Source organism: Paraglaciecola sp. MB-3u-78, from assembly GCF_002835935.1.
Taxonomy (GTDB): Bacteria; Pseudomonadota; Gammaproteobacteria; order Enterobacterales; family Alteromonadaceae; genus Paraglaciecola.
This window is the reverse complement of record NZ_PJCF01000004.1, coordinates 852,954-874,381: the sequence shown is the minus strand read 5'-3', so window position 1 is coordinate 874,381 and position 21,428 is coordinate 852,954. Positions and strand designations below refer to the sequence as shown.

17 protein-coding genes are annotated in these 21,428 nt (G+C 39.2%); 11 read left to right on the top strand and 6 right to left on the bottom strand.

Annotated features, from left to right (window positions below):
• Nucleotides 1–87 precede the first annotated feature (87 nt).
• The 3 genes from rrtA to cysK form a co-directional block, all read right to left on the bottom strand.
• Nucleotides 88–693 carry a rhombosortase gene (gene rrtA, locus CXF95_RS10655; RefSeq protein WP_101198634.1) on the bottom strand — a complete coding sequence of 202 codons (606 nt, stop codon included), beginning with the start codon at nucleotides 691–693 and terminating at the stop codon, nucleotides 88–90.
• A gap of 183 nt (nucleotides 694–876) precedes the next feature.
• Nucleotides 877–1,320 carry a hypothetical protein gene (locus CXF95_RS10650; RefSeq protein ID WP_101198779.1) on the bottom strand — a complete coding sequence of 148 codons (444 nt, stop codon included), beginning with the start codon at nucleotides 1,318–1,320 and terminating at the stop codon, nucleotides 877–879.
• A gap of 148 nt (nucleotides 1,321–1,468) precedes the next feature.
• Nucleotides 1,469–2,434, bottom strand: a complete 966-nt coding sequence (gene cysK, locus CXF95_RS10645) for a cysteine synthase A (protein ID WP_101198633.1) — start codon at nucleotides 2,432–2,434, stop codon at nucleotides 1,469–1,471.
• A gap of 263 nt (nucleotides 2,435–2,697) precedes the next feature.
• On the opposite strand from cysK, the gene CXF95_RS10640 reads away from it, so the two are divergent.
• From CXF95_RS10640 to CXF95_RS10620, 5 genes are read left to right on the top strand one after another with little or no spacing between them, the layout of a single operon-like run.
• Entirely contained in the window at nucleotides 2,698–3,534 is an 837-nt protein-coding gene (locus CXF95_RS10640) for a MoxR family ATPase (protein WP_101198631.1), read from the top strand.
• Nucleotides 3,534–4,718 carry a VWA domain-containing protein gene (locus CXF95_RS10635; RefSeq protein WP_101198630.1) on the top strand — a complete coding sequence of 395 codons (1,185 nt, stop codon included), beginning with the start codon at nucleotides 3,534–3,536 and terminating at the stop codon, nucleotides 4,716–4,718. The genes CXF95_RS10640 and CXF95_RS10635 overlap by 1 nt, the downstream gene beginning before the upstream one ends.
• 11 nt (nucleotides 4,719–4,729) lie before the next feature.
• Nucleotides 4,730–5,938: an RDD family protein gene (locus CXF95_RS10630; RefSeq protein ID WP_101198629.1), complete on the top strand. Its 1,209-nt coding sequence runs from the start codon at nucleotides 4,730–4,732 to the stop codon at nucleotides 5,936–5,938.
• Nucleotides 5,939–5,943: 5 nt separating this feature from the next.
• The gene (locus CXF95_RS10625; protein WP_101198628.1) at nucleotides 5,944–6,951 is read left to right on the top strand and encodes an XdhC family protein; all 1,008 of its coding nucleotides are present in this window, start codon (nucleotides 5,944–5,946) and stop codon (nucleotides 6,949–6,951) included.
• Nucleotides 6,948–7,529 carry a nucleotidyltransferase family protein gene (locus tag CXF95_RS10620; protein ID WP_101198626.1) on the top strand — a complete coding sequence of 194 codons (582 nt, stop codon included), beginning with the start codon at nucleotides 6,948–6,950 and terminating at the stop codon, nucleotides 7,527–7,529. The genes CXF95_RS10625 and CXF95_RS10620 overlap by 4 nt, the downstream gene beginning before the upstream one ends.
• A gap of 324 nt (nucleotides 7,530–7,853) precedes the next feature.
• On the opposite strand, the gene CXF95_RS10615 is transcribed toward CXF95_RS10620, so the two are convergent.
• Entirely contained in the window at nucleotides 7,854–9,917 is a 2,064-nt protein-coding gene (locus CXF95_RS10615) for an SHOCT domain-containing protein (RefSeq protein ID WP_157828126.1), read from the bottom strand.
• Between the two features lie 347 nt (nucleotides 9,918–10,264).
• Between CXF95_RS10615 and CXF95_RS10610 the strand changes: the two genes are divergently transcribed.
• From CXF95_RS10610 to CXF95_RS10595, 4 genes are all read left to right on the top strand, one after another.
• Nucleotides 10,265–10,849 carry a rhomboid family intramembrane serine protease gene (locus tag CXF95_RS10610; RefSeq protein WP_369809303.1) on the top strand — a complete coding sequence of 195 codons (585 nt, stop codon included), beginning with the start codon at nucleotides 10,265–10,267 and terminating at the stop codon, nucleotides 10,847–10,849.
• Between the two features lie 8 nt (nucleotides 10,850–10,857).
• A complete protein-coding gene (locus CXF95_RS10605; RefSeq protein WP_101198622.1) occupies nucleotides 10,858–11,337 on the top strand; it encodes a thioesterase family protein in 480 nt (159 codons plus the stop codon).
• 144 nt (nucleotides 11,338–11,481) lie between these two features.
• On the top strand, nucleotides 11,482–12,993 hold the full coding sequence (locus tag CXF95_RS10600; RefSeq protein WP_369809302.1) for an MFS transporter: 1,512 nt from the start codon (nucleotides 11,482–11,484) through the stop codon (nucleotides 12,991–12,993).
• Nucleotides 12,994–13,057: 64 nt separating this feature from the next.
• Nucleotides 13,058–14,710: an alpha-amylase family glycosyl hydrolase gene (locus CXF95_RS10595; RefSeq protein ID WP_101198778.1), complete on the top strand. Its 1,653-nt coding sequence runs from the start codon at nucleotides 13,058–13,060 to the stop codon at nucleotides 14,708–14,710.
• Between the two features lie 2 nt (nucleotides 14,711–14,712).
• Here CXF95_RS10595 and CXF95_RS10590 read toward each other — a convergent pair whose 3' ends face one another.
• Nucleotides 14,713–15,741, bottom strand: a complete 1,029-nt coding sequence (locus CXF95_RS10590; RefSeq protein WP_101198619.1) for a LacI family DNA-binding transcriptional regulator — start codon at nucleotides 15,739–15,741, stop codon at nucleotides 14,713–14,715.
• Between the two features lie 245 nt (nucleotides 15,742–15,986).
• Here CXF95_RS10590 and glnS point away from each other — a divergent pair, with 245 nt between their 5' ends.
• Entirely contained in the window at nucleotides 15,987–17,654 is a 1,668-nt protein-coding gene (glnS, locus tag CXF95_RS10585) for a glutamine--tRNA ligase (RefSeq protein ID WP_101198617.1), read from the top strand.
• 117 nt (nucleotides 17,655–17,771) lie between these two features.
• Here the strand turns inward: glnS and CXF95_RS10580 are convergent, their stop codons facing one another.
• The gene (locus CXF95_RS10580; protein ID WP_101198616.1) at nucleotides 17,772–18,515 is read right to left on the bottom strand and encodes a YciK family oxidoreductase; all 744 of its coding nucleotides are present in this window, start codon (nucleotides 18,513–18,515) and stop codon (nucleotides 17,772–17,774) included.
• 264 nt (nucleotides 18,516–18,779) lie between these two features.
• Between CXF95_RS10580 and CXF95_RS10575 the strand changes: the two genes are divergently transcribed.
• A complete protein-coding gene (locus tag CXF95_RS10575) occupies nucleotides 18,780–21,377 on the top strand; it encodes a VolA/Pla-1 family phospholipase (RefSeq protein WP_101198615.1) in 2,598 nt (865 codons plus the stop codon).
• The last annotated feature ends 51 nt before the right edge of the window (nucleotides 21,378–21,428 follow it).

The following is a 21,428-nucleotide window of genomic DNA, read 5'->3' as shown; positions in this document are numbered from 1 at the left end:
CGATCGCTGGGATCGTCAAAATATATTTTCATGAGGCTGAATAGTTACATTATTTTTATATAAACATGACCATTCGTTTCGATAGATTTAGTCATTCTGTTCCCTTTTGTTTTGAATTCTATTTACTACAAAATAATACAGTATGATGCTGCTGCCAGTGATTGTGCCAAACAAGTGGGCGTCAATTGCCACATTGGCTGCTATTAACTGGGCTACATCTTCACTAGCACCAAAAATTTGCTCATGTATCACTTTAAGCCAAACACCCATTAACAGTATCCATCCAGTTTTGAACTTGTTCTGAATATCGAAATAAGCCCCAATGACAAACAAGCCATGAAGTACACCAGATAAACCTACATACCACTGCATTTGTGGGGCAAACACATATAAGCCGCCTGATGTTCCTAGGCACAGCAACATGAATATAAGCAGATAGCGGGACATGTAATAATACTGGCCATGCAATGCCCACAATAACGTTAAGCCTGCTGTGTTTAATAACAAATGTGCGGAGTTAGTGTGCAGGAAATGACCCGTTATCAATCGCCACCACTGAAAGTCGTTAAGCTGACTTCTGTCATAAGCCAATAAATCACTGCTCATGGGCTCTGTCAAAGTCAATATAATACTAAGGATTAGAATCAATAAAGGTGCGAGGCTGTATTTTGTCTGAACAGGTAAATTGAACATATTATTTGGGTGGATTTTGAATAAGGCTATGGTAACTAATTTATATCAGATAAGTTAGCTTCAGTTTTTTGTTATTGATGTAAATCAGCCCTGATAAAGACATGAGTAAGGTTTTGCGAGTAAACTTTTTTTGTTACTCACTTTTTTAAAGGGAAAACTCATCAGCAAACTAAGGGTTGTAGACTAGTTCAAGCTGACATCATCTACTTTCCAATCGTTTCCTATTTTCACCAGTTCGATAACTCGTATATCTTTTAATATATCGCCATCTAATTCACCCTCAAAAAACAGCGATATTTGTGCCTCTTTAGCAAATTCATTTCTGCCTGCGCTCCGTGACTTAGATTGGATACTCACCTTATCGAAACGCATATTAAGCACATGTTTTTGAGCACCTTTGTTGGTGTGATAGGAACGTAATAAGCGCTCCATTTTAGGGGTGCTTAATTTAAGAGCACCTTCAAGTCCTTTGTCACTATAAATGTGTTCAAAAAATTCAATTGCAGCGAATTCTGGATTGCCGGTATCTAACATGCCAAATTTGCCACCACCTTGTTTCGGAGGCGATTTGTCACATGCACTGAGTTGAATGGTAAATATTAAGATAAAAATGATTTTTTTTAGCATGGTACATTCCATTTTGAAAGTTGAGCCTGCACTCATCGTTTTATCTTATCGTGTTTTTTGATTTAGCAAAAGAAGAGGGAGGCATTAGCCTCCCTCTTTAACCAACGTTAATGTAAACATTGTTTATTAATTTTACAAGTTCAAACTATTATTGGACATTTTCTGATTCAGAAAACTCACCTGCAAATAAAGGACTACTCAAATAACGCTCTGATGCACTGGCCAAAATGACGACTATAATTTTGTTCGCATTTTCAGGCTTCTCTGCCCAACGTTTGGCTGCGACTACTGCTGCGCCAGAAGATATGCCCGCTAAAATGCCTTCTTCTTTCATTAACCGATGTGTCATTGCCATACAATCTTCATTGCTCACTTGTTCAACAGCATCAACCATATCTAAGTCTAAGTTGCCAGGGATAAAACCTGCACCTATGCCTTGAATCTTATGTGGCCCCGGCGTAAGTGCTTCACCTGCTTTGGCTTGTGTGATGACCGGCGAGTCCGTGGGCTCAACAGCAACAGTGGTAATGGCTTTGCCTTGAGTATTTTTGATGTAACGACTGACACCAGTAAGCGTGCCGCCCGTGCCTACGCCAGCAACAAAAATGTCAATTTTACCGTCTGTATCATTCCAAATTTCAGGGCCAGTGGTTTTTTCATGAATTTCAGGATTAGCTGGGTTTTCGAACTGATGCATAGGGATATATTTAGATGGATCAGAAGCAACAATTTCATTGGCAGCAGCGATTGCACCTTTCATACCTTTAGGCGCTTCGGTCAAAACCAAATTTGCACCCATAGCTTTAAGTAACTTACGACGCTCTAAACTCATTGAACTAGGCATGGTTAAAGTGATTTTATAACCCCTCGATGCCGCAACAAACGCTAGGGCTATACCTGTATTCCCGCTAGTCGCCTCAACAATTTCATTACCTGGTTTAAGCAGACCTTTCTTTTCAGCATCCCAAATCATATTGGCACCGATACGGCATTTAACACTGAAACTTGGGTTTCTTGATTCAATTTTTGCGTAAACGTTGCCGCCTGTAACGCGATTAAGCTTAACCAAAGGTGTTTTTCCAATGGCGAGTGAATGGTCGTCGTATACTTGCATAGTTATTTCCTTACTTAATATTATATTTTTTACCGTGTAACCTTGATTGTTACACCTCAGATTAGTTATTGATAGCGTCTGTTTTTTCTTATATATACAAAACAATAATAGACCCTATAAATATTATTGATACGTATAGCTCGTAAAACTGTTTTATCATAAAGATATTCTTACTTAGAGATAAGGGGAGGAGGCTTCATTTAAAGGGCTTTTTTCGCTATATCTTATGGTTAATCAATTGTTAATGAGGTTTGAGGTTTTACATGGCGTTTAAAGGTACAGAAAAATATATTGCTAGTCGTGAGTTGCAACTTGCTGTCAACGCGGCTATTACGTTAGAAAAACCGTTGTTGATTAAAGGTGAGCCTGGTACGGGTAAAACTATGTTGGCAGAAGAGCTAGCAAAAAGTTTAGATGCTAATTTGATCCAGTGGCACATAAAATCTACGACTAAAGCCCAACAAGGATTGTATGAATATGACGCAGTTTCTCGTTTACGTGATTCGCAGTTAGGCGATGAAAAAGTGCACGACATTGGCAATTATATAGTCAAAGGTAAGTTGTGGCAGGCATTTGATGCAGAAAAGCGCACCATATTATTGATTGATGAAATAGATAAAGCGGATATCGAGTTTCCAAACGATTTGTTATTAGAGCTGGATAAAATGGAGTTTTTTGTTTATGAGACTCAACAATTAGTCAAAGCTAAACAACGTCCTATTGTGATCATTACATCGAATAATGAGAAAGAATTACCTGACGCTTTTTTACGTCGTTGTTTTTTTCATTATATTCAATTTCCCGATGCAGACGAGATGCGTCAGATAGTAGATGTGCATTTTCCAGAGATTAAGAAAATATTACTGAATCAAGCCTTGCAATCATTTTTTGATCTGCGTGATGTACCTGGCCTTCGTAAAAAACCATCTACCTCAGAATTATTAGATTGGTTGAAATTATTAGTGGCTGAAGATATCCCGGCTGAGGCATTACAGAATAAAGATGGTAAACAAAGTATTCCACCCCTTTATGGTGCTTTACTAAAAAACGAGCAAGATATTCACCTATTCGAAAAACTGGTCTTTATGGCGCGTCGTTAATGTTAATTGATTTCTTTTTTAAACTCAGAGAGTACCGCTTATCAGTGAGTCTAAGAGAGCTTTTAGACTTGCTGAACGCATTAGAAAAAGGTGTCATATTTGCCAGTATCGATGATTTTTATTTTTTGTCAAAAATGATAATGGTTAAAGATGAAAGTCAATTTGATAAATTTGACCGTGCATTTGCTGACTATTTTGAAGGAGTACAAAGTATTGACTTGTTTGGTAAGGACATACCAGAAGAGTGGTTAAAAAATGCCTTAGAACGGCATTTCAGCGATGAAGAAAAAGCTCAAATCAAAGCGCTGGGTGGTCTTGAAGAATTGATGAAAACCCTGAAAGAACGTTTAGCTGAGCAAGAAAAACGTCATCAAGGAGGCAATAAATGGATTGGTACAGGTGGGACATCACCTTTCGGTGCTAATGGTTATAATCCACAAGGCGTGCGGATTGGTCAACAAGGCAACCGAAATTTTTCTGCCGCTAAAGTGTGGGATAAACGAGAGTTTAAGAATTTAGCCGGTGATGTTGAGTTAGGCACCCGTAATATTAAGGTTGCGCTGCGCAAACTGCGTAAATTTGCCCGAACAGGGGCTACTGAAGAGTTGGATATCCCTACTACTATCGGTGCAACTGCTAAAAATGCTGGGTTTTTAGACATCCATATGGTGAAAGAGCGTCACAATGCGGTGAAAGTGTTGATGTTTTTTGATGTAGGTGGCTCGATGGACGCACATATTAAAGAATGTGAAGAGTTATTTTCAGCTGTACATACCGAATTCAAACATCTTGAATACTTTTATTTTCATAATTGTGTATACGAAGGTGTTTGGAAAGACAATAAAAGGCGTGACAGAGAAGTCATACCTCTTTCTAATGTTATTCACAAATATGGCGCTGACTATAAACTTATTTTTGTGGGTGATGCTACTATGGGGCCTTATGAAATAACCTACCCAGGCGGTAGTGTAGAGCACTGGAATGAAGAAGCTGGCTCAGTTTGGATGCAACGTTTACTTAATCATTTTGAACATGCAATATGGTTGAATCCACAGTTAAGTCAGTATTGGAATTATTATGCTTCAGTGAGCATAATGAAAGAACTGATGACTGACAGAATGTTTCCCCTCACGTTAGATGGAATAGGAGAGGGGATAAAAAGCCTAACTAAAAGAAGTGGATAAAATAACCGGTTATGGAAAAACACACCGCCTTAGAAACTAGTCAATTAGATGCTGGTTTAGAGTCTGAATTGGCAGGTAGTATCGATAGAACGGCGCATTTAACTCGCGAAGAAACCCGACAAATTGTCACCCCATATGCATTTTTTGTGGCTGACGAATTGTTGGGCACACCTCTGGCGGGGCCATTTCGTCGGGGTTTTGGCTTACTAATAGATTTATTTTTTATTGCACTGCTGACTCAGGTCAGCAGTTTATTCTTAGCTGCAGTAGCTGCTTGGACATTTTTTAGAGCTGGCAATAGGTTAAAGACTAAAAAACGTTTCAACGGTGCTCGAATTTTCCTTAGACTGCTAGTCGCATTATTGTTATTTGTAGTGGCTATGGGCATTGTTGATATGATTAATGAAGATAACCCTGCTGTTCGTAACTCATCTAATGCTTCAGTAAACACTGACAATGCAGTGGATGGAATAACAATAGTGGCTTTAACGGCAAAATATTTGCTCAAGATAAAGGCCATAAAACAACACGTTGCCCAAGGTGAGTGCGAACAAGCCTATGATTGTTTACAAATTTTAGGCGAAGAACTTGTTCAAGATATCGTTGATATTGGATTAGATAGAGATGCTATTGAAGGTGTTATGGAAGGATATCTAGACTCAGTATCTGAAAACCTGAGTGCTGAACAACAAACGGAGTTGACTACCCATCTACAACAATTTGTTGAGACCAAACAAACTACTAAAAACAGCCCTGAGCAAGTAACTGCTGAGCAAACAACTGTTGAACAAACATTTGCGCACTCATCTATAGAACAATCCCCTATTAAGCCAGTGGAAAACAATTCAAAAAATGACAAATCATATACTCAGTCTAAAGGTTTCATTAAGTGGTTAGAAAATTTAGTGGAAGAATTAGGCCTTGGGTTTGGTTGGGCAGCGTTCTATTTCAGTATATTTACTGCCTGGTGGAAAGGACAAACACCGGGGAAAAAAATGATGGGCATGAAAGTGATTAAACTTGACAACACACCATTAAATCTATGGGAAAGTTTCGGCCGTTACGGTGGTTATGCAGCTGGTTTTGCAACTGGGCTGACAGGGTTTTTACAGGTCTTTTGGGATCCCAATCGTCAAGCTATTCAAGATAAAATTTCAGAAACCTTAGTGATTGATTTGCGCAAGCCTAAAGTGCCTTTTATTAAAGAAACGGCAGCATAACCTCAATGGCAAATAGAATAAGCCAGTTACTGGACCACTGGTCACAAAAAAGAGATAAACATTTGTGGGTATTGGCCACTATTATTGAAACCGACGGCTCCTCTTACCGTAAAGCTGGGGCCATGATGTTGATCAATGACATGGGGCAATATTTCGGTTTGTTAAGCGGCGGATGTTTAGAGTCGGATATCATGCGTCAAGCTAGGCGCTGCTGGGATAATCAACGTAATCGTATCATTGAGTACGATATGCGTGAAGAAGAGGATCTTGCTTGGCAACTGGGTATTGGTTGTGGCGGCATGGTGAGAATTTTGTTACAGCCGGTACATGCAAACAATGATTATCTCAAACTTGATGCGTTGAATAGCTATTTAGAGCAAAGGCAAAAGGCCGAATATCATCAACAAATCGATGAAGGTATACCATCCAATAAAGTACTGCCGATAGACGAAAAGTCTCAAACGTTAGGGACGAGTGCCCAAGTAACTGGTTCCGCAAACGTTTTTGTACAATTACTTAGTCCTGCCCCGTTGCTAGCTGTATTTGGAGCGGGTGTCGATGCAAAGCCTTTAGTCTCTATAGCGGCTGAGTTGGGATGGCAGGTGCTACTTATTGATCCTCGTGTTGGCTACGCAAAGGCTGAGTTTTTCACAAAAGCCAATCAGATTATCCGTCAGTCATTAGACGACTTGTATGGCACGACTTGGCTTAGTCAAATAGATGCTGCGTTGGTCTTAACACATAACATAAAACTTGATGCCGCAGCATTAAAGTTAGTACAAAGCAGTAGTGCCAAATATGTTGGATTACTTGGGCCCACTCATCGCACTGACAGAGTATTAGATATTGCAAAGTTAACCAGAAATGACTTGTCTAAACCTTTAGCTAACCCAGTAGGTTTGCGATTAGGCGGTGAATTGCCTGAATCTATTGCCCTGTCTATGTTAGCAGAAGTACATGCTGTATTAGAAAACGCAGACGGCTTGTCTATCAGTGGTGTGCTAAATCAGTGAAAACCGAGCTGATATTATTAGCCGCAGGTCAAAGTCAACGTTTTGGTGGAATAAAACAGCTAACAGATATTTATGGCCAGCCCATGATTTGCCATTGCCTCTCACCCTATCGTCAAGGTGAAAAGTGGTTACAAGGCATTACACATGGATGTGTAGTATTAGGTGCAAATGCAGCGTTAATCACTCAAGTTTTGCCTGATGAAGTGAACAAGTATGTTGTTAGTTCATGGCGAAAGGGAATGGGCCATACGTTGGCGCAATCCATACTGAATATTGCTAGTGATAGATCCCATGTGTTGATTGGTTTAGCAGATCAAATAGCTTTAACACAACAAATGATTAGCAGATTGTTAGATGCTGCAAAAAAACACCCCACACACATTGTTGCGGCGAAGTATCGGGGTGGGCATGGAGTTCCTGTGATATTTCCAAAACAATACTTTGCTGAATTAAGTCAATTAACAGGTGATAAAGGCGCAAAGACACTGCTTTTACAACACTCGCAACAGATTATTAGTATCGCTATACCAGAAGCCGCATTTGATATTGATACCCCACAGGACCTTAAGCAAGTTTAATTCTATTATAACGTTTGGTTCTTGATTTGAGTGCATGTTGGTAACAGTAATGTATCGTTTAAAGCATGCATATTGAAACAATCTAATGACCCCTGAAAAGTATAATTTGAGATAGCAGATTGTTTTCTTTTAACGAGTATCCAAACGTTGGAGATACTGTAATTAAATAGATTTTCAAGCACGCTTGTGGGCTGAAAAGATGACAGTTTAAAAAAATATTTTGATGTTCGCGACTTGTTTTTCCAAATTGTGAAGTCTATTTGTTTACTTTTTTATGCTTTATATCGCTGGATACCTATTGTTAGTATTCATTTATTTGGTAAGTTATTTCAGTAATTTGGTTTTAGCTAAGCTGAACTCTTCATCGCTTAAATATCCTTGTTGATGCAAATTGACTAACTTATCCAGCGCATCAACCAATTCAGTTTGTGATTTTACTTGGTTTGAGAATTTTGAAGCTGTGCTTGTATACTTTGCTGGCTCTTGGATTGGATCTTCAATTTTCTTATGTCTTCTTTGTTGTGATTTGTTGGAGTGTATAGGCGAAACCTTCATACTAGGATGAAAGTATTTAACGATAGGAATTATACGAGCCTCTGTATCTTTGTGGTTGATACATTTTGAAATACTCCAGCACAGATCAACAAGTATATCTATAATCTCATCATACTTTGTACCTGTTACTCTACTGTTGCCTTTTCTCAGATATAGACTCACTCTGAAACTATCACCTTTGACGGATAAGACTATTTCAATCTGCCGAGTGTCCTCATCATCCATTTTAGTATAGTATTCTTTGGAAAAAAGAGCACGCATATCTACTTCGATTTGATTGTTTAGTGCATTGTCTGGCTGGTCATCAATAGTATTAATAATATTTTTATTCAACAATATTTCGCAACGAATAATGTCGTCAAGGGTAAGAGTTTTGTAGTCCTTCTTCTGATTTGCTTTGAACAGCGTAATGATTTGTGTGGTTGGCTCATATTTTAATTGCAGATGGTCTTTATCTAATGGAGAGTCAGAGCTACGATTATTCATTTTCTTACGATACACAAAAATCAAAAGTAACAACAATCCCGTCAATAAACTTATGTGCAAAATATAGTTGTTAGATCCAGCCGCTGTCGTGTTTGACTGAGTTGTAACTGATTCAATTACCTTTGAAACAATTAACTGCAGTGAATACATCTTACTTTTGTGGTTATCAAAAAGTATTATTTCATTTTGATTATCCTGATAAATGTTCAAATCAGAAGTTGGTGATAGAACGTCTTTAGTGAGGAGCTCTTCGAATATTGGCAATTCGTTAATTAATGGTACAAGTGCAAGAGAACCTAAATGCCATTTATTATCTAGCAGTGTGATAAAAACCATCTTATCTCTTAGACTCATAAAGTCACGTCCCTGATAAAGTAACATTGCTGACATTGCATTGGGTTGTTGCCAAAGGATATTAGACTCAGACTGGGTGAGTAAATTATCACCAAGTATTGCTTTGCTCAGACGGTGTTGTTCATTGTTATTATGTTGGATGAATATTGACGTGTGTTCGTTTTTAGCCCTAAAAAAACGTTCAATATTTTGGACGCCCATTACCACTATTTCATTATTGATGTTAGAGTCTTTGATGAAAGGATTAGTATCGAGAACGGTGTAGTTAAACTCTCCAAAAGCATGGGGGTCAATGCGTAATATTACGCCAGAATACAGAGGATAATCTTTAAGTTCATCTATGTGATTTAAAGAAAAATATAGCTGTGCATAATCAAGGTTCCAAGTTTTCTGATATGGATCAAATTTCAGATTTCGTATACCGCTATCCTGCTTATTTATGGGAATACGTAACACTTCTCTCTTAGTTTTAGGATCTATTTTTTGTTTTTCAAAATCATACTGCCAGGCTGTGATCACAGTTTCAAAACCAAAAGTAATATTAGTATCATTCAGTGTTAATCGATTATTATTAGTTTTTTGATGAAATTCTGTGGTGTGCGCCGTAAATATGGTGGCGTATCCCGAATGTTCAGGGCTTGTGAAATTTGGGTGTAGGGTCATTGCGGTAAGGGAAATAAAACCTGGGCTATTCGTAGTTAATGGTAAATTTAAAATTGTTTTTTGGTTGCTTTTAGGATTTTGGCTCGTCAAATAAACCCGCCCATTATCTTGTGCGACAAAAAACTCACCGTTATTAGTGGGACTAGCTAACGGTTCCAACCATACTGCATTATTGCCTTCATCGTTTAACTCACTTAGATCAACTATTAGTTGTAATTGATATTGATCGGCGAAAACAATTTTTGGTGAAAATAAGGTGCAGATCGCCATTGTGTAAAAAACAATATGCAAATACCTTCTATGAAAATTTATAACAGTTTGATTATCCATTTAATGCTTTAACATCCGACATGAGTATTTATAACGAATCCATATTCAAGTTCCAACTTATATTAGCTTATTGGATTTCTTTGCCTCTTATAATTGAAATCAGGTGTTTAGCTGGAATTGGTTAAGATTTATCTAAAATGAATTAAATTGTATCAGGTATTAGTAAGCAGCCATAACTGTGCGTAAATATTTCTCCCCCTTCAGCCAAGCCGCCTCTTTAAAATACATAACTCTGCCCAATATCATGAAACATGAAACAAAATAAAAGATTGTCCAAAAGTATCCTGTATTCAATATTAGCGATTACCTTGCTGTGGTGCCTGAAGTCCGCTGAGATATTGTTCGGTTTGAATTTATCTTTTTTGGGACTGATGCCCTTAGAAGTCTCAGGATTGTTAGGCATTTTCACCGCACCTTTGGTGCATGGTTCTTTGGAACATATTTTTAATAATACCTTTGCGATCCTGATTTTAGCTAGTTTTTTGTATTACGGTTATCCTAAGTCTTGGTGGAAGGTGTTGACGTTAGTGTGGATTTTGTCTGGCGTAGGTGTGTGGTTGTTTGCCCGTCAAGCTAACCACATAGGCGCTAGTGGTGTGACTCATGGCTTATTTTTCTTTTTGTTTGTTGCCAGTATCTTTCGCCGTGATAAAAGTTCAGTTGCCATTATGATGATTGCTTTTTTACTGTACGGCGGCATGACAATGACGATTTTTCCTAGAGAAGAAGGTATCTCATTTGAGTATCATTTTTTTGGGGCCTTAGCTGGAGTGATTGCAGCCTTCATATGGCGAAACAGCGATCCTAAACCAGTACTGAAACGCTATGAATGGGAAGAGAGCCCCTCGGATGATGACATCGACATTGGCGAGGAATGGCAAGTTCAAGTTGAAGACCCAACAGGATCAGAAAACAAACCCCGATTACATTAAGGAACGTAATGCAGAATATAACCCAGCCAAATACATCTTTGATAACAGAACAGTTCACCTTGTTATTAAGGGTTCGATATGGAGAATGTGACGCCCAACAGGTTGTGTTTAACGCTCGATATGCTGATTATATTGATATTGCTATGACTGAATATTTCAGAGCTGCAGTGGGTGGATTTCAAGCCTTACTTGATAAAGGCTTAGACAGCCAAGTGGTCAGTTTGCATATCGATTGGCATGCATCTGCAAAGTTTGATGATGTTCTGGCGCTCGAGGTAAAAACAAAAAAGGTGGGCAATACGTCCTATGGTTTTGAGATATTGATCAGCAACTTCACGTCACAACAACAGATTGCTAAAAGTACGGTGACTTATGTGATGGTCGATACCCAAACCTATCAAAAAACGCCTGTACCTGATTGGTTGCGAGAAAGGTTACTTACAGCGAGTCCAATTCCCTTAATTAACCAAGCAGGCGTTCTCGTTTAGTGTGAATACGTATGCATTAAGTTGTTGATTTACCAAGACTCAAGGTACTCTCTAATCTTACCGTTTACTTTTTATTAACAGCTGTGAATGTTTTGCAGATCTGCAAAATTTCACAGCTGTATTAGAGATTACTTGATGCAGAAAATGAAGCAAAAAACAAAACCCCAGTTAAATTTTTGGCAAATTTGGAATATGTGTTTTGGATTTTTAGGGATCCAATTTGGCTTTGCCTTACAAAACTCCAACGTAAGTCGAATATTCGAAGCCTTAGGTGCCGATTATAGTAACCTCGCCATACTTTGGGTGGCAGCACCTATCACCGGGTTAATTGTACAACCTATCATTGGTTATATGAGTGATAACACTTGGAATCGCTTAGGTCGAAGACGGCCCTATTTTTTATGGGGCGCTATCGCCGCTAGTTTGTCGTTATTCATTATGCCCAACTCACCAACACTTTGGTTAGCAGCGGGCATGTTATGGATAATGGATGCTTCGATTAATGTATCAATGGAGCCCTTTAGAGCTTTTGTGGGTGATATGTTGCCTAAAAAACAGCGGGCCATGGGTTACGCGATGCAAACCTTTTTTATTGGTGTGGGTGCAGTGGTGGCTTCTGCGTTACCTTGGATGATGACCAATTGGTTTGATATCAGCAATGTTGCTGCTGCGGGCTTAATCCCTGATTCGGTGAAGTTTTCATTTTATGCAGGTGGCAGTATTTTTCTAGTGGCTGTGCTTTGGACAGTGTTATCAACCAAAGAGTATTCACCAGAACAACTAGCAGCTTATGAAGACGCTCAAGCGGCAGAGGATGGTTCCTCAACTGAACCTCAAAAGGTACGCTCCAGTCAGAAATATTTTAAAGGCGGGATCATTTATTCGGTAATTGGTTTACTGTTGTACTTGTTGATTGCAGGCAATATTGAAAGCCTAGATAAAAATTTGTATATTATGGCAGGTGGTTTAGCGGCATTTGGTGTGTGCCAAATAATAGCGGGTTACTTATGTAAAAATGACCGCACCAGCAATGGTTTTTCTGAAGTCATGAATGACTTGTTTGCTATGCCCCAAGCTATGCAGCAGTTAGCTGTTGTACAGTTTTTCTCTTGGTTTCCGTTATTTGCCATGTGGATTTATACCAACTCTGCTGTTACCTCTTTCCATTATTCAACTAAAGACGTCACTTCAGCCATTTATAACGAAGGTGCTGATTGGGTGTCTATCCTAATGGCTACTTATAATGGTGTTTCTATTTTCGCTGCCATTATTATTCCTGTGGTAGTGCGTTACTCTAACCTACAATTTGCCCATTTGTTAAATCTGACCTTAGGTGGCATTGGTTTCATCTCCTTTATATTTATCAAAGATCCTGCTTGGTTGGTGTTGTCTATGGTAGGAGTAGGATTTGCTTGGGCTTCGATTTTGTCGGTTCCTTATGCGATTTTATCAAATGTTCTGCCGGCCAAAAAGATGGGAGTTTATATGGGTATATTTAACTTTTTTATAGTTATCCCACAAATTTTAGCTGCCAGTATTTTAGGCTTTTTAATCACTAAAGTATTTGATAATCAGCCTGTTTACGCCTTAGTAATTGGTGGTTGCAGCATGTTAATCGCGGGTGTTATGACCCTGCGAGTTAAAATCCCTGAATAGGAGTTACACTTTGTTAAGTTCAAATAAAAAAGTTTTTGGGGTGACCTTAGTATCGTGTTTATTTATGGTGGCTTGCGACTTTCAGAATACATCTAAAGAAAATACAATAAACCACAAACCTGTCCAAGAGTTCTATGGAACCACAGAGCCTTTCGCTAAAGAAGCAATATATTTTGTGATGACAGACAGGTTTGTCGACGGTGACCCAAGTAATAATCAATTGGATCAGGGCGGTGAATGGCCAACGTTCGACTTACCCTTAGTGGGTGAAAACGGAGAAACAGCCAATGTCGGCTACATGGGCGGTGATCTCAAAGGTGTATTAAACAACGGTCAATATATTAGTGATATGGGATTTACTGCTGTGTGGTTAACGCCCATTTTAGACAATCCCGATCAGGCTTTTTCAGGTGGTGAACCGATAGAATTCGGCGGTGCCTTCAAAGATGGTGGTAAAACAGGCTATCACGGTTATTGGGCCAATAACTTTTACCAGATTGACGAACATTATCCTTCTCAAAATCTAGGGTATAAAGAATACACTCAACAAATGCGCCAGCAATACGGCTTAAAGTCTGTGTTTGATATTGTAGCAAATCATGGTTCACCTTCTTTTGGAATGCCAAACGATCAGCCTAAATTTGGTGAGTTATATGATATTGATGGTAAGTTAGTCGCGGATCATCAAAACCTTAAACCCGAAGAATTGGATTCAAATAATCCTCTTCATGCGTTGTTTCGACATACGCCAGATATCATGCAGTTATCAAACCTCGATGATCGTAATACAAAACTACAAGAGTATTTAATTGGTTCTTATTTATATTGGATAGAGCAGGGCGCTGATGCGTTTCGCATCGATACCATTAAACATGTGCCCCATGAGTTTTGGAAACGCATGTCAGACCAAATTCGTGCCAAACATCCAGGGTTCTTTATGTTTGGTGAGAGTTTTGATTACAACGCAAATTTCTTAGCTCAACATACCTTGGTCAAAAATGGAGCCATAAGCGTATTGGATTTTGTGGGTAAACAAGCCATTGTCGCAACCTTTGAAAATCCTGAAAGTGATTACGCAGATCTCGAAGAATACTTATATTTGACTCACGGGCCTTATGCCAATCCTTATGATTTAGCTACGTTTTATGACAACCACGATATGCCTAGAATGAATGCTACCGATAATGGTTTTATTGATGCTAATAATTGGTTATTTACCAGCCGCGGTATCCCAGTGTTGTATCAAGGATCGGAGTTGGGATTCATGCGAGGAAAAGCCGAGCACCAAGGAAATAGAAATTATCTAGGTCAAAGTAACATAGAATTGGCAAAGGGTCATAATATACATAACGCATTAACCAAAATTGTGAATACCCGTAAAAATGTACCCGCATTACAAAGTGGTTTACAAGTTAATCTTGAATTGGCTGGTAACAAAGCGGCATTTTACCGAGTTTTAGTGAAAGATGGTGTATCTCAAATTGCCTTAGTGTTGTTGAACAAAAGTGAACAAGAAACCAATTTTTTGATAGAAAAATATATGCAAGCAGGTAGCTGGGTAAGTCAAATGAGTGATGATAACCTTAGCATCACTGAGTCGAGTCTTAATTTACAAACAAGTGTCGCAGCTCATGGTGTTCAAGTATGGTTGCGCCAAGGGCCGATTTCAGACCCATTATTAATAGATGAGTTACAACGGCTGATGGATAATAAATAGTGTTAGGTTTTTGCGCCACATGACTGGCGCACAACTAAATCTACTGGCATAAGATAATGAGACACTTCTTCACCGCTGATTAATTTCAACAAACTTTGCACTAATATCTCGCCAGCCAATTTGGTGTTTTGATGCACAGTCGTTAATGCTGGGTTAGCAAAACTAGAAATAGGAATGTTATCGAAACCGGCAATCGCAACGTCTTCAGGGATACGCAGTCCTTTTTCGCGCAAACAACGCAACGCTCCTAATGCAATAAGATCACTGGCACAAAATAAAGCATCAAAGCTGTTACCTGAATCAATTAATTTTTGTACCCCTTGATAACCTGATTGCTCAGTAGAGATAGCATCAAATTGCATGGTGTTATCGACAGCTATTCCTGCTTCTTTTAAAGCTTGGCAGTGTCCTAGATAACGCTCCTCAAATTCAGGCGCTTGACTGCCTGCATCTCCAATAAATGCAAATTTTCTGCGCTGCATGTTTAGTAAATGTTGAGTCACATCAAAACCACCTTGCACATTGTCACAACCGATAGACACCCCCGGATGATCGGCATCGTGGGCACCCCATCTAACAAAATGTGTGCCTTGTTCTTCCAACTTAGTCAATTTATCTCTGTAGTCTGTATAATCGCCATAACCTAATAAGATAAGACCATCTGCTTTGTTGGAGTCTTCGAATTCGGATTGCCAGTCATCGCTTAAGTTTTGAAATGAAACCAATAAATCATAACCCGCTTTAGTGCTCGCTTTTGTAATGCTACCTAACATCGACAGAAAAAATGGATTGATAAGTGAATCGTCTGACGTGGGATCTTCAAATAATAATAGCGCAAGAGTCAAGCTGTGTTGACGACGCAAGTTACTGGCGTTTTTATCCACCTTGTAGTTGAGTTCTGTCGCTATAGCTTGAATTTTGTCCCGAGTTTCTTTGTTAACTAACGGGCTATTACGTAATGCTCTGGACACCGTAGATTGGGATACACCAGCACGATGCGCAATATCAAAAGATGTGGCTTTATCTCTCATAATGAATGGGTACCAAATTTCTAACCTTAAATGAAATTACGAACAATTTCTTTATATGCCATTATCTTAGATTGTTTCTTAGTCATTTAACAACGACTTTTAATCAACACTCAACAGGTACTTAAAAATTAATCAGCTTTGAGCTACATAAAACACCAAACACATTAGTAAAAACCATTATCTTGATATTTGATACTGGTATAATATCTTTTGAAATTCGCAAGTTTTACCAAGAGAGTGCATTAATGGCTGAGACTGACAGTCGTCCGACCAATTTTATTCGTCAAATCATAGATAAAGATATTAACGAAGGTTTACATACCAAGATCCAGACTCGGTTTCCACCTGAGCCAAATGGTTATCTTCACATTGGCCATGCAAAGTCTGTTTGTCTTAATTTTGGTATTGCCGAAGATTATCAAGGTCAATGTAACCTCAGATTTGACGATACTAACCCTGAAAAAGAGGATATCGACTACGTTAACGCTATTCAACAAGATGTCTCTTGGTTAGGCTTTAAATGGGATGGTGATGTCCGTTATTCGTCCAATTATTTTGATCAACTATATGTTTTTGCCATTGAATTAATTAATAAAGGTTTGGCTTATGTAGATTTTTCATCCCAAGAACAGATGCGTGAGTTACGCGGTACCTTAAAAGAGTCAGGTAAAAATAGCGCCTATAGAGAAACCACGGTTACTGAAAACTTAGCTTTATTTGAAAAGATGCGAGGCGGTGATTTTAAAGAAGGTGAGTGTCTACTGAGAGCCAAAATTGATATGAGCTCTCCTTTTATGTGCATGCGTGACCCTGCTTTGTATAGAGTACGCTTTGTTCACCACCACCAAACGGGTGATAAATGGTGCATTTATCCAATGTACGATTTTACCCATTGTATTTCTGATGCGATTGAGGGTATCACCCACTCTTTATGTACTCTGGAGTTTCAAGACAACAGACGTTTATATGATTGGGTACTCAGCAATATCACCATTGATACCACACCTCACCAATACGAATTTTCAAGACTGAATCTTGAATATACTGTATTGAGTAAACGAAAATTAATTCAATTAGTCGAAGAAAATCAGGTCAATGGTTGGGACGACCCACGGATGCCAACAGTGGCAGGTTTACGGCGAAGAGGTTATACCTCCGCTTCTGTGAGAGAGTTTTGTAAACGAATTGGTGTCACCAAAATGGACAATATGGTTGAAATGTCCATGCTTGAAGCTTGTTTAAGAGAAGAGTTAAATGCTGATGCTCCCAGAGCGATGGCAGTGCTTGAACCACTAAAACTGGTGATTGAAAATTATGCAGATGCCAATGTCGAAAACTTAATTGCACCAAACCACCCAGCAGATGAATCCATGGGCAGTAGAACGGTGCCTTTTGGTAAAGAAATTTATATCGAAGCTGAAGATTTTAGAGAAGAAGCCAACAAGAAGTTTAAACGCTTAGTGTTAGGCAAAGAAGTACGTTTAAGAAATGCTTATATCATTAAAGCAGAACGAATTGAAAAAGACCAACAAGGAAATATCACCACCGTTTACTGTAGTTACGATAAAGACACCTTAGGTAAAGATCCCGCTGATGGGCGAAAAGTTAAAGGTGTTATCCATTGGGTGTCTGCTGCAAATGGTGTTCCAGCTGAAATACGTTTGTACGACAGATTATTTAAAGTTGCCAATCCTGCAGCAGAGGAAAACTTAATAGCTTGTATCAATGAAGGATCCTTAGTCATTAAACAGGGAATAGTTGAACCTAGTCTTGTTGATGCAGAACTTAGTGCTCCAGTCCAGTTTGAAAGAACGGGTTACTTTTGCAAGGACAAAGATAGCCAAGGTGATAAGTTGGTTTTCAATCGTGCGGTAGGGCTCAGAGATACTTGGGCGAAAATGGATCAAGGGTAAAGGACAAACTGAAGCATTATAAAAAACCGGACTGATAATGTCCGGTTTTTTGTTTAAATTAGTTGTTATCTAAATGGATGACGGATGACGGATGACGGATGAAACCAACATCTCAGGCTATTTGGGTTGAGCATCAAATGTCTGACCATTCTCGATACTTTTTTCATTGTCCATTAAGTACAAATACAGTGACATTATTTCTTCTGGTGTTTTTAAATGATCTGCATTTTCTGCTGGGAATGCTTTTGCTCGCATCGCCGTTTTTGTGGCTCCAGGGTTGATACAATTAAATCGAATACTACTGTTTTCATACTCATCAGCCAGTATTTGCATCATGCCTTGGGTGGCAAATTTAGAAATAGAATAAGGCCCCCAATAAGCAATTCCTTTTAAACCAACACTTGAAGTCGTGAATATAACCGAAGAATGCGGCGCCTTTTTTAAACTAGGTAATAATGCTTGGGTCATTAAAAACTGACTGGTTACATTCACCTGCAATACATTTTGCCAATCTTGTTCACTTATTTGTGCAAAGGGTCCTAAATGTCCTAAAACACTGGCGTTATGTAATAGACCATCTAAACAACCAAATTGATCATTAATGGTGCTTGCCATATCCCGGTAGTGTTTTGCTGTTGCTCCTTTTAAATCCAAAGGCACAATGGCTGGCTCATTTCCCCCATTATTCATTATTTCATCATAAACACTTTCTAACTTTACTACCGTTTTACCGAGTAAAATGACAGTTGCCCCGTATCTTGCGTAATGCAGGGCCGCTTGTTTTCCAATACCGTCTCCGGCACCTGTGACTAGGATTGTTTTTTTATCTAGATAAAGTTTTTTGGGCGTGAAGTTATGCATAGTGAACATCTAATAAAATTAATAACTAAATGGTATCACTGAAGTGCAGGCCTAATAAAGTCATAGGCCTGCAGTAGCAAAATATTTTTAAAGTGATTTATATATAGGCTTTACAAACAGACTAGAAAGGCAATAGTATTGTATACACGATAACTGGTCACACCATTGAAACAAAATTTAAACATATTAACTACAAAAATTTATTAATGATCTCAATTACAATAACTTACGATATGAAAATTAAAACAAAATAGAGGCAGGATAATGAAAAAGACACTATTAAGTACAGGGATAATCACACTATTTGGATTATCAGCTTGTGGAGGTGATCTACCTGGAGATGTCACAGTAACAGACGAAACTCAAGAAGTAGTGCTCGAAGAGCCGTTTGTTCGGGTTGTGTTTAATCCGGCAACTGCTGATTTAAATGTGCCTAACGACTTTTTGATGATCCCAAGCGGAAACTTTTTTGATTTCACCCTTAATACTGAAGGTAGTGATGAATTTGATCCTGCTAATCCGCTGCATTCTCTTAGTGCGCTGGACGGCTGGTCTGCACATATGCCGTTTTCTATTCGAGTATCCTTAACAGATGACTTGGATATTGATGCTGCATCTGTGTCTGGTTCATCTATTAGAATCTTTGAAGCGACACAAGCCTTGGAAGGTACTTCGGACACTTGTCAGGCGCTAGCTGTGTCTATTGGTGCACCAGGTGTGCCATGTGAATTAGGCGAAGAATTGATCTACGGTGTCGATTTTGTTGCCTCTTATACCTCAGGTACAGGCGCTATTAGCGTCATCCCTCTTAAACCAATGAAGTCCTCGCAGGGCCATATGTTGGTTGTCACTGAAGAATTAAAGTCAACTGACGGTCGAGCAGTAAAAGGTTCTATTACGTGGGAGCTTGCTCGCCAAGATATAACAACTAATGCTTTAGGCTCTGATGATCTGCTGCAATTGCAAGGTTTGGTTAATTCCTTAGTGAATGTATTGGAGCCTGTAGGACTAGCGACAGCTGATATTTCATACGCAGCGTATTTTTCAACACAATCGACTGAAGATGCGTTAAATACTGTGAAACAATTAAATATCGCGCCCTATGCTCAAGCGTTTCAGGCGACCTTAGCTACTGGTGCAGATTTAGCCACAGCCAATGCTGTGGCATCACAGTATTTACCGACCATTACTACCGAATTAACAACAGGTGTGGATAGCGTATTTGAAAACTTTTCTGCATTGTTACTTAGTGCTGATCAGTTAGCTGGATTAGAAGCTGTGGGCCTAAATACTTGTGATGGACTTATTGCTGCTGTTTCAGATCCTGCTTCTCCATTAAATGCTACCGCTACTGCCACCTTTTCTCAAGTAGGGCCATTTTGTTCATCAACAATAGTCGAAGGTGAGGTAAAGTTGCCTTACTACTCAAGTACGACTAACCCAGCCAACGATTGGTGGAGAGCCGCATGTACAAGTGGTGCTACTTTACAATCCCTTGGCACTGAAGTAGTGACAGGGTTAATTCAAGCAGGTCAAGTGGGTCCTAACAATGCAAGGTGTCAGGTAGCTTCAGGCGGAACCTTATTTGATTTAGATTTAACTAGTTTAGGTATGACAGATCCAAGGAATATCACTAAATTTAGTCCTATTCCTGCTTTACAAGGCCGTCAAACAGACGATGTAAATACCTCATATAATGAAGCGGGTACTGAAGCTGTTAGCGTACTTTTCACTGTGCCTGACGAATCAGTTATCGCCATGATATCTGCCGCAACTGGTGGTATTGTGCCTGCGCAAACTAAACCAGCTGGAGGCTGGCCAGTGGTGGTGTTTCAACATGGTTTAGGCCAATCAAAAAGTAATGCCTTATTAGTTGCATCAGCCTTAGCTATGGCTGGTTACGCTTCCGCGGCAATTGATCACCCACTACATGGTGATCGAATCATTACAATTGGTGAGGATGTTTTTGACAGTGCCGGCTATACCTCTTTGATCCTATTATCTACACGAGATAATGGTCGTCAAAGTATCGCTGATATTATGGCTTTCAGATTAGCGCTTAATTCCATCAATGATTCAACAGATTTAGTCGACTTAAATACAGCGGAAGTACATTTTATCGGCCAGAGTTTAGGTGCCATTTATGGAACAGGTGCTGTTGCGTTAGCAAATAAAAGTTTAGCTGGCGATTTAGCCGCATTTGATAGTATGTATGCATTTAAAACGGCTAATATCAATGTACCCACTGGAGGAACCAGCGCAGGTTCGTTTGATTCAGCTGTTTTTGGCCCAATAATTAAAGGGCAACTATTAGTTGCGACCTCACCTGAGTTTGTGGAGTTCCTAACGGCCTTTGCTGAACAAAATGGGGTATCTGCTGAAGCTGCCATAGGTCCAGCTTACTTAGCTTTTGAGCAAGTCATTACTGCTGAACAAGCAGCAGTAATTAATGCTGGTTTCACATCTGTTTCTTTCGCTGCGCAAACGGTTACCGATGCTGCAGATCCTATTAGTTATGCCGCCGAGTTAACCAGTACAACTCCAACATTAGTACAGTTGGTTGTAGGTGGAGGAAACAATGATGACGGCAGCACCGCGCTGACTGATCAAGTAAACCCAATTACTACTTCATTGCCTTTAGTAGGTGGACAGCCATTAGCTGATATTATGGGCTTGCCTAAAGTCTCAACCTCTTCTGAAGGAAGTGGTGTTGTAAGATTTATTTCAGGCAGCCACTCGTCATTGCTAAGTCCAACCCCTAGTGCGGCAACCACAACAGAAATGCAAAGTCAGGCAGTCTCATTTATTGCTTCTGGTGGCACAAACATAGTTGTTTCTGATACGTCAGTAGTCGAAAACTAAATGATGTAATGCAATTAAATTAAAAGGCCGAGCTTAACGCTTGGCTTTTTT

Bases quoted from the DNA above. Each gene is read 5' to 3' on its own strand.
- CXF95_RS10595 (WP_101198778.1), top strand. From the start codon at position 13,058: ATGGTGGCTTGCGACTTTCAGAATACATCTAAAGAAAATACAATAAAC.
- CXF95_RS10615 (WP_157828126.1), bottom strand. From the start codon at position 9,917: ATGGATAATCAAACTGTTATAAATTTTCATAGAAGGTATTTGCATATT.
- CXF95_RS10605 (WP_101198622.1), top strand. From the start codon at position 10,858: ATGCAGAATATAACCCAGCCAAATACATCTTTGATAACAGAACAGTTC.
- CXF95_RS10625 (WP_101198628.1), top strand. From the start codon at position 5,944: ATGGCAAATAGAATAAGCCAGTTACTGGACCACTGGTCACAAAAAAGA.
- CXF95_RS10580 (WP_101198616.1), bottom strand. From the start codon at position 18,515: ATGCATAACTTCACGCCCAAAAAACTTTATCTAGATAAAAAAACAATC.
- CXF95_RS10650 (WP_101198779.1), bottom strand. From the start codon at position 1,320: ATGCTAAAAAAAATCATTTTTATCTTAATATTTACCATTCAACTCAGT.
- CXF95_RS10635 (WP_101198630.1), top strand. From the start codon at position 3,534: ATGTTAATTGATTTCTTTTTTAAACTCAGAGAGTACCGCTTATCAGTG.
- CXF95_RS10640 (WP_101198631.1), top strand. From the start codon at position 2,698: ATGGCGTTTAAAGGTACAGAAAAATATATTGCTAGTCGTGAGTTGCAA.
- CXF95_RS10630 (WP_101198629.1), top strand. From the start codon at position 4,730: ATGGAAAAACACACCGCCTTAGAAACTAGTCAATTAGATGCTGGTTTA.
- CXF95_RS10590 (WP_101198619.1), bottom strand. From the start codon at position 15,741: ATGAGAGATAAAGCCACATCTTTTGATATTGCGCATCGTGCTGGTGTA.
- CXF95_RS10575 (WP_101198615.1), top strand. From the start codon at position 18,780: ATGAAAAAGACACTATTAAGTACAGGGATAATCACACTATTTGGATTA.
- rrtA (WP_101198634.1), bottom strand. From the start codon at position 693: ATGTTCAATTTACCTGTTCAGACAAAATACAGCCTCGCACCTTTATTG.
- CXF95_RS10600 (WP_369809302.1), top strand. From the start codon at position 11,482: ATGAAGCAAAAAACAAAACCCCAGTTAAATTTTTGGCAAATTTGGAAT.
- glnS (WP_101198617.1), top strand. From the start codon at position 15,987: ATGGCTGAGACTGACAGTCGTCCGACCAATTTTATTCGTCAAATCATA.
- cysK (WP_101198633.1), bottom strand. From the start codon at position 2,434: ATGCAAGTATACGACGACCATTCACTCGCCATTGGAAAAACACCTTTG.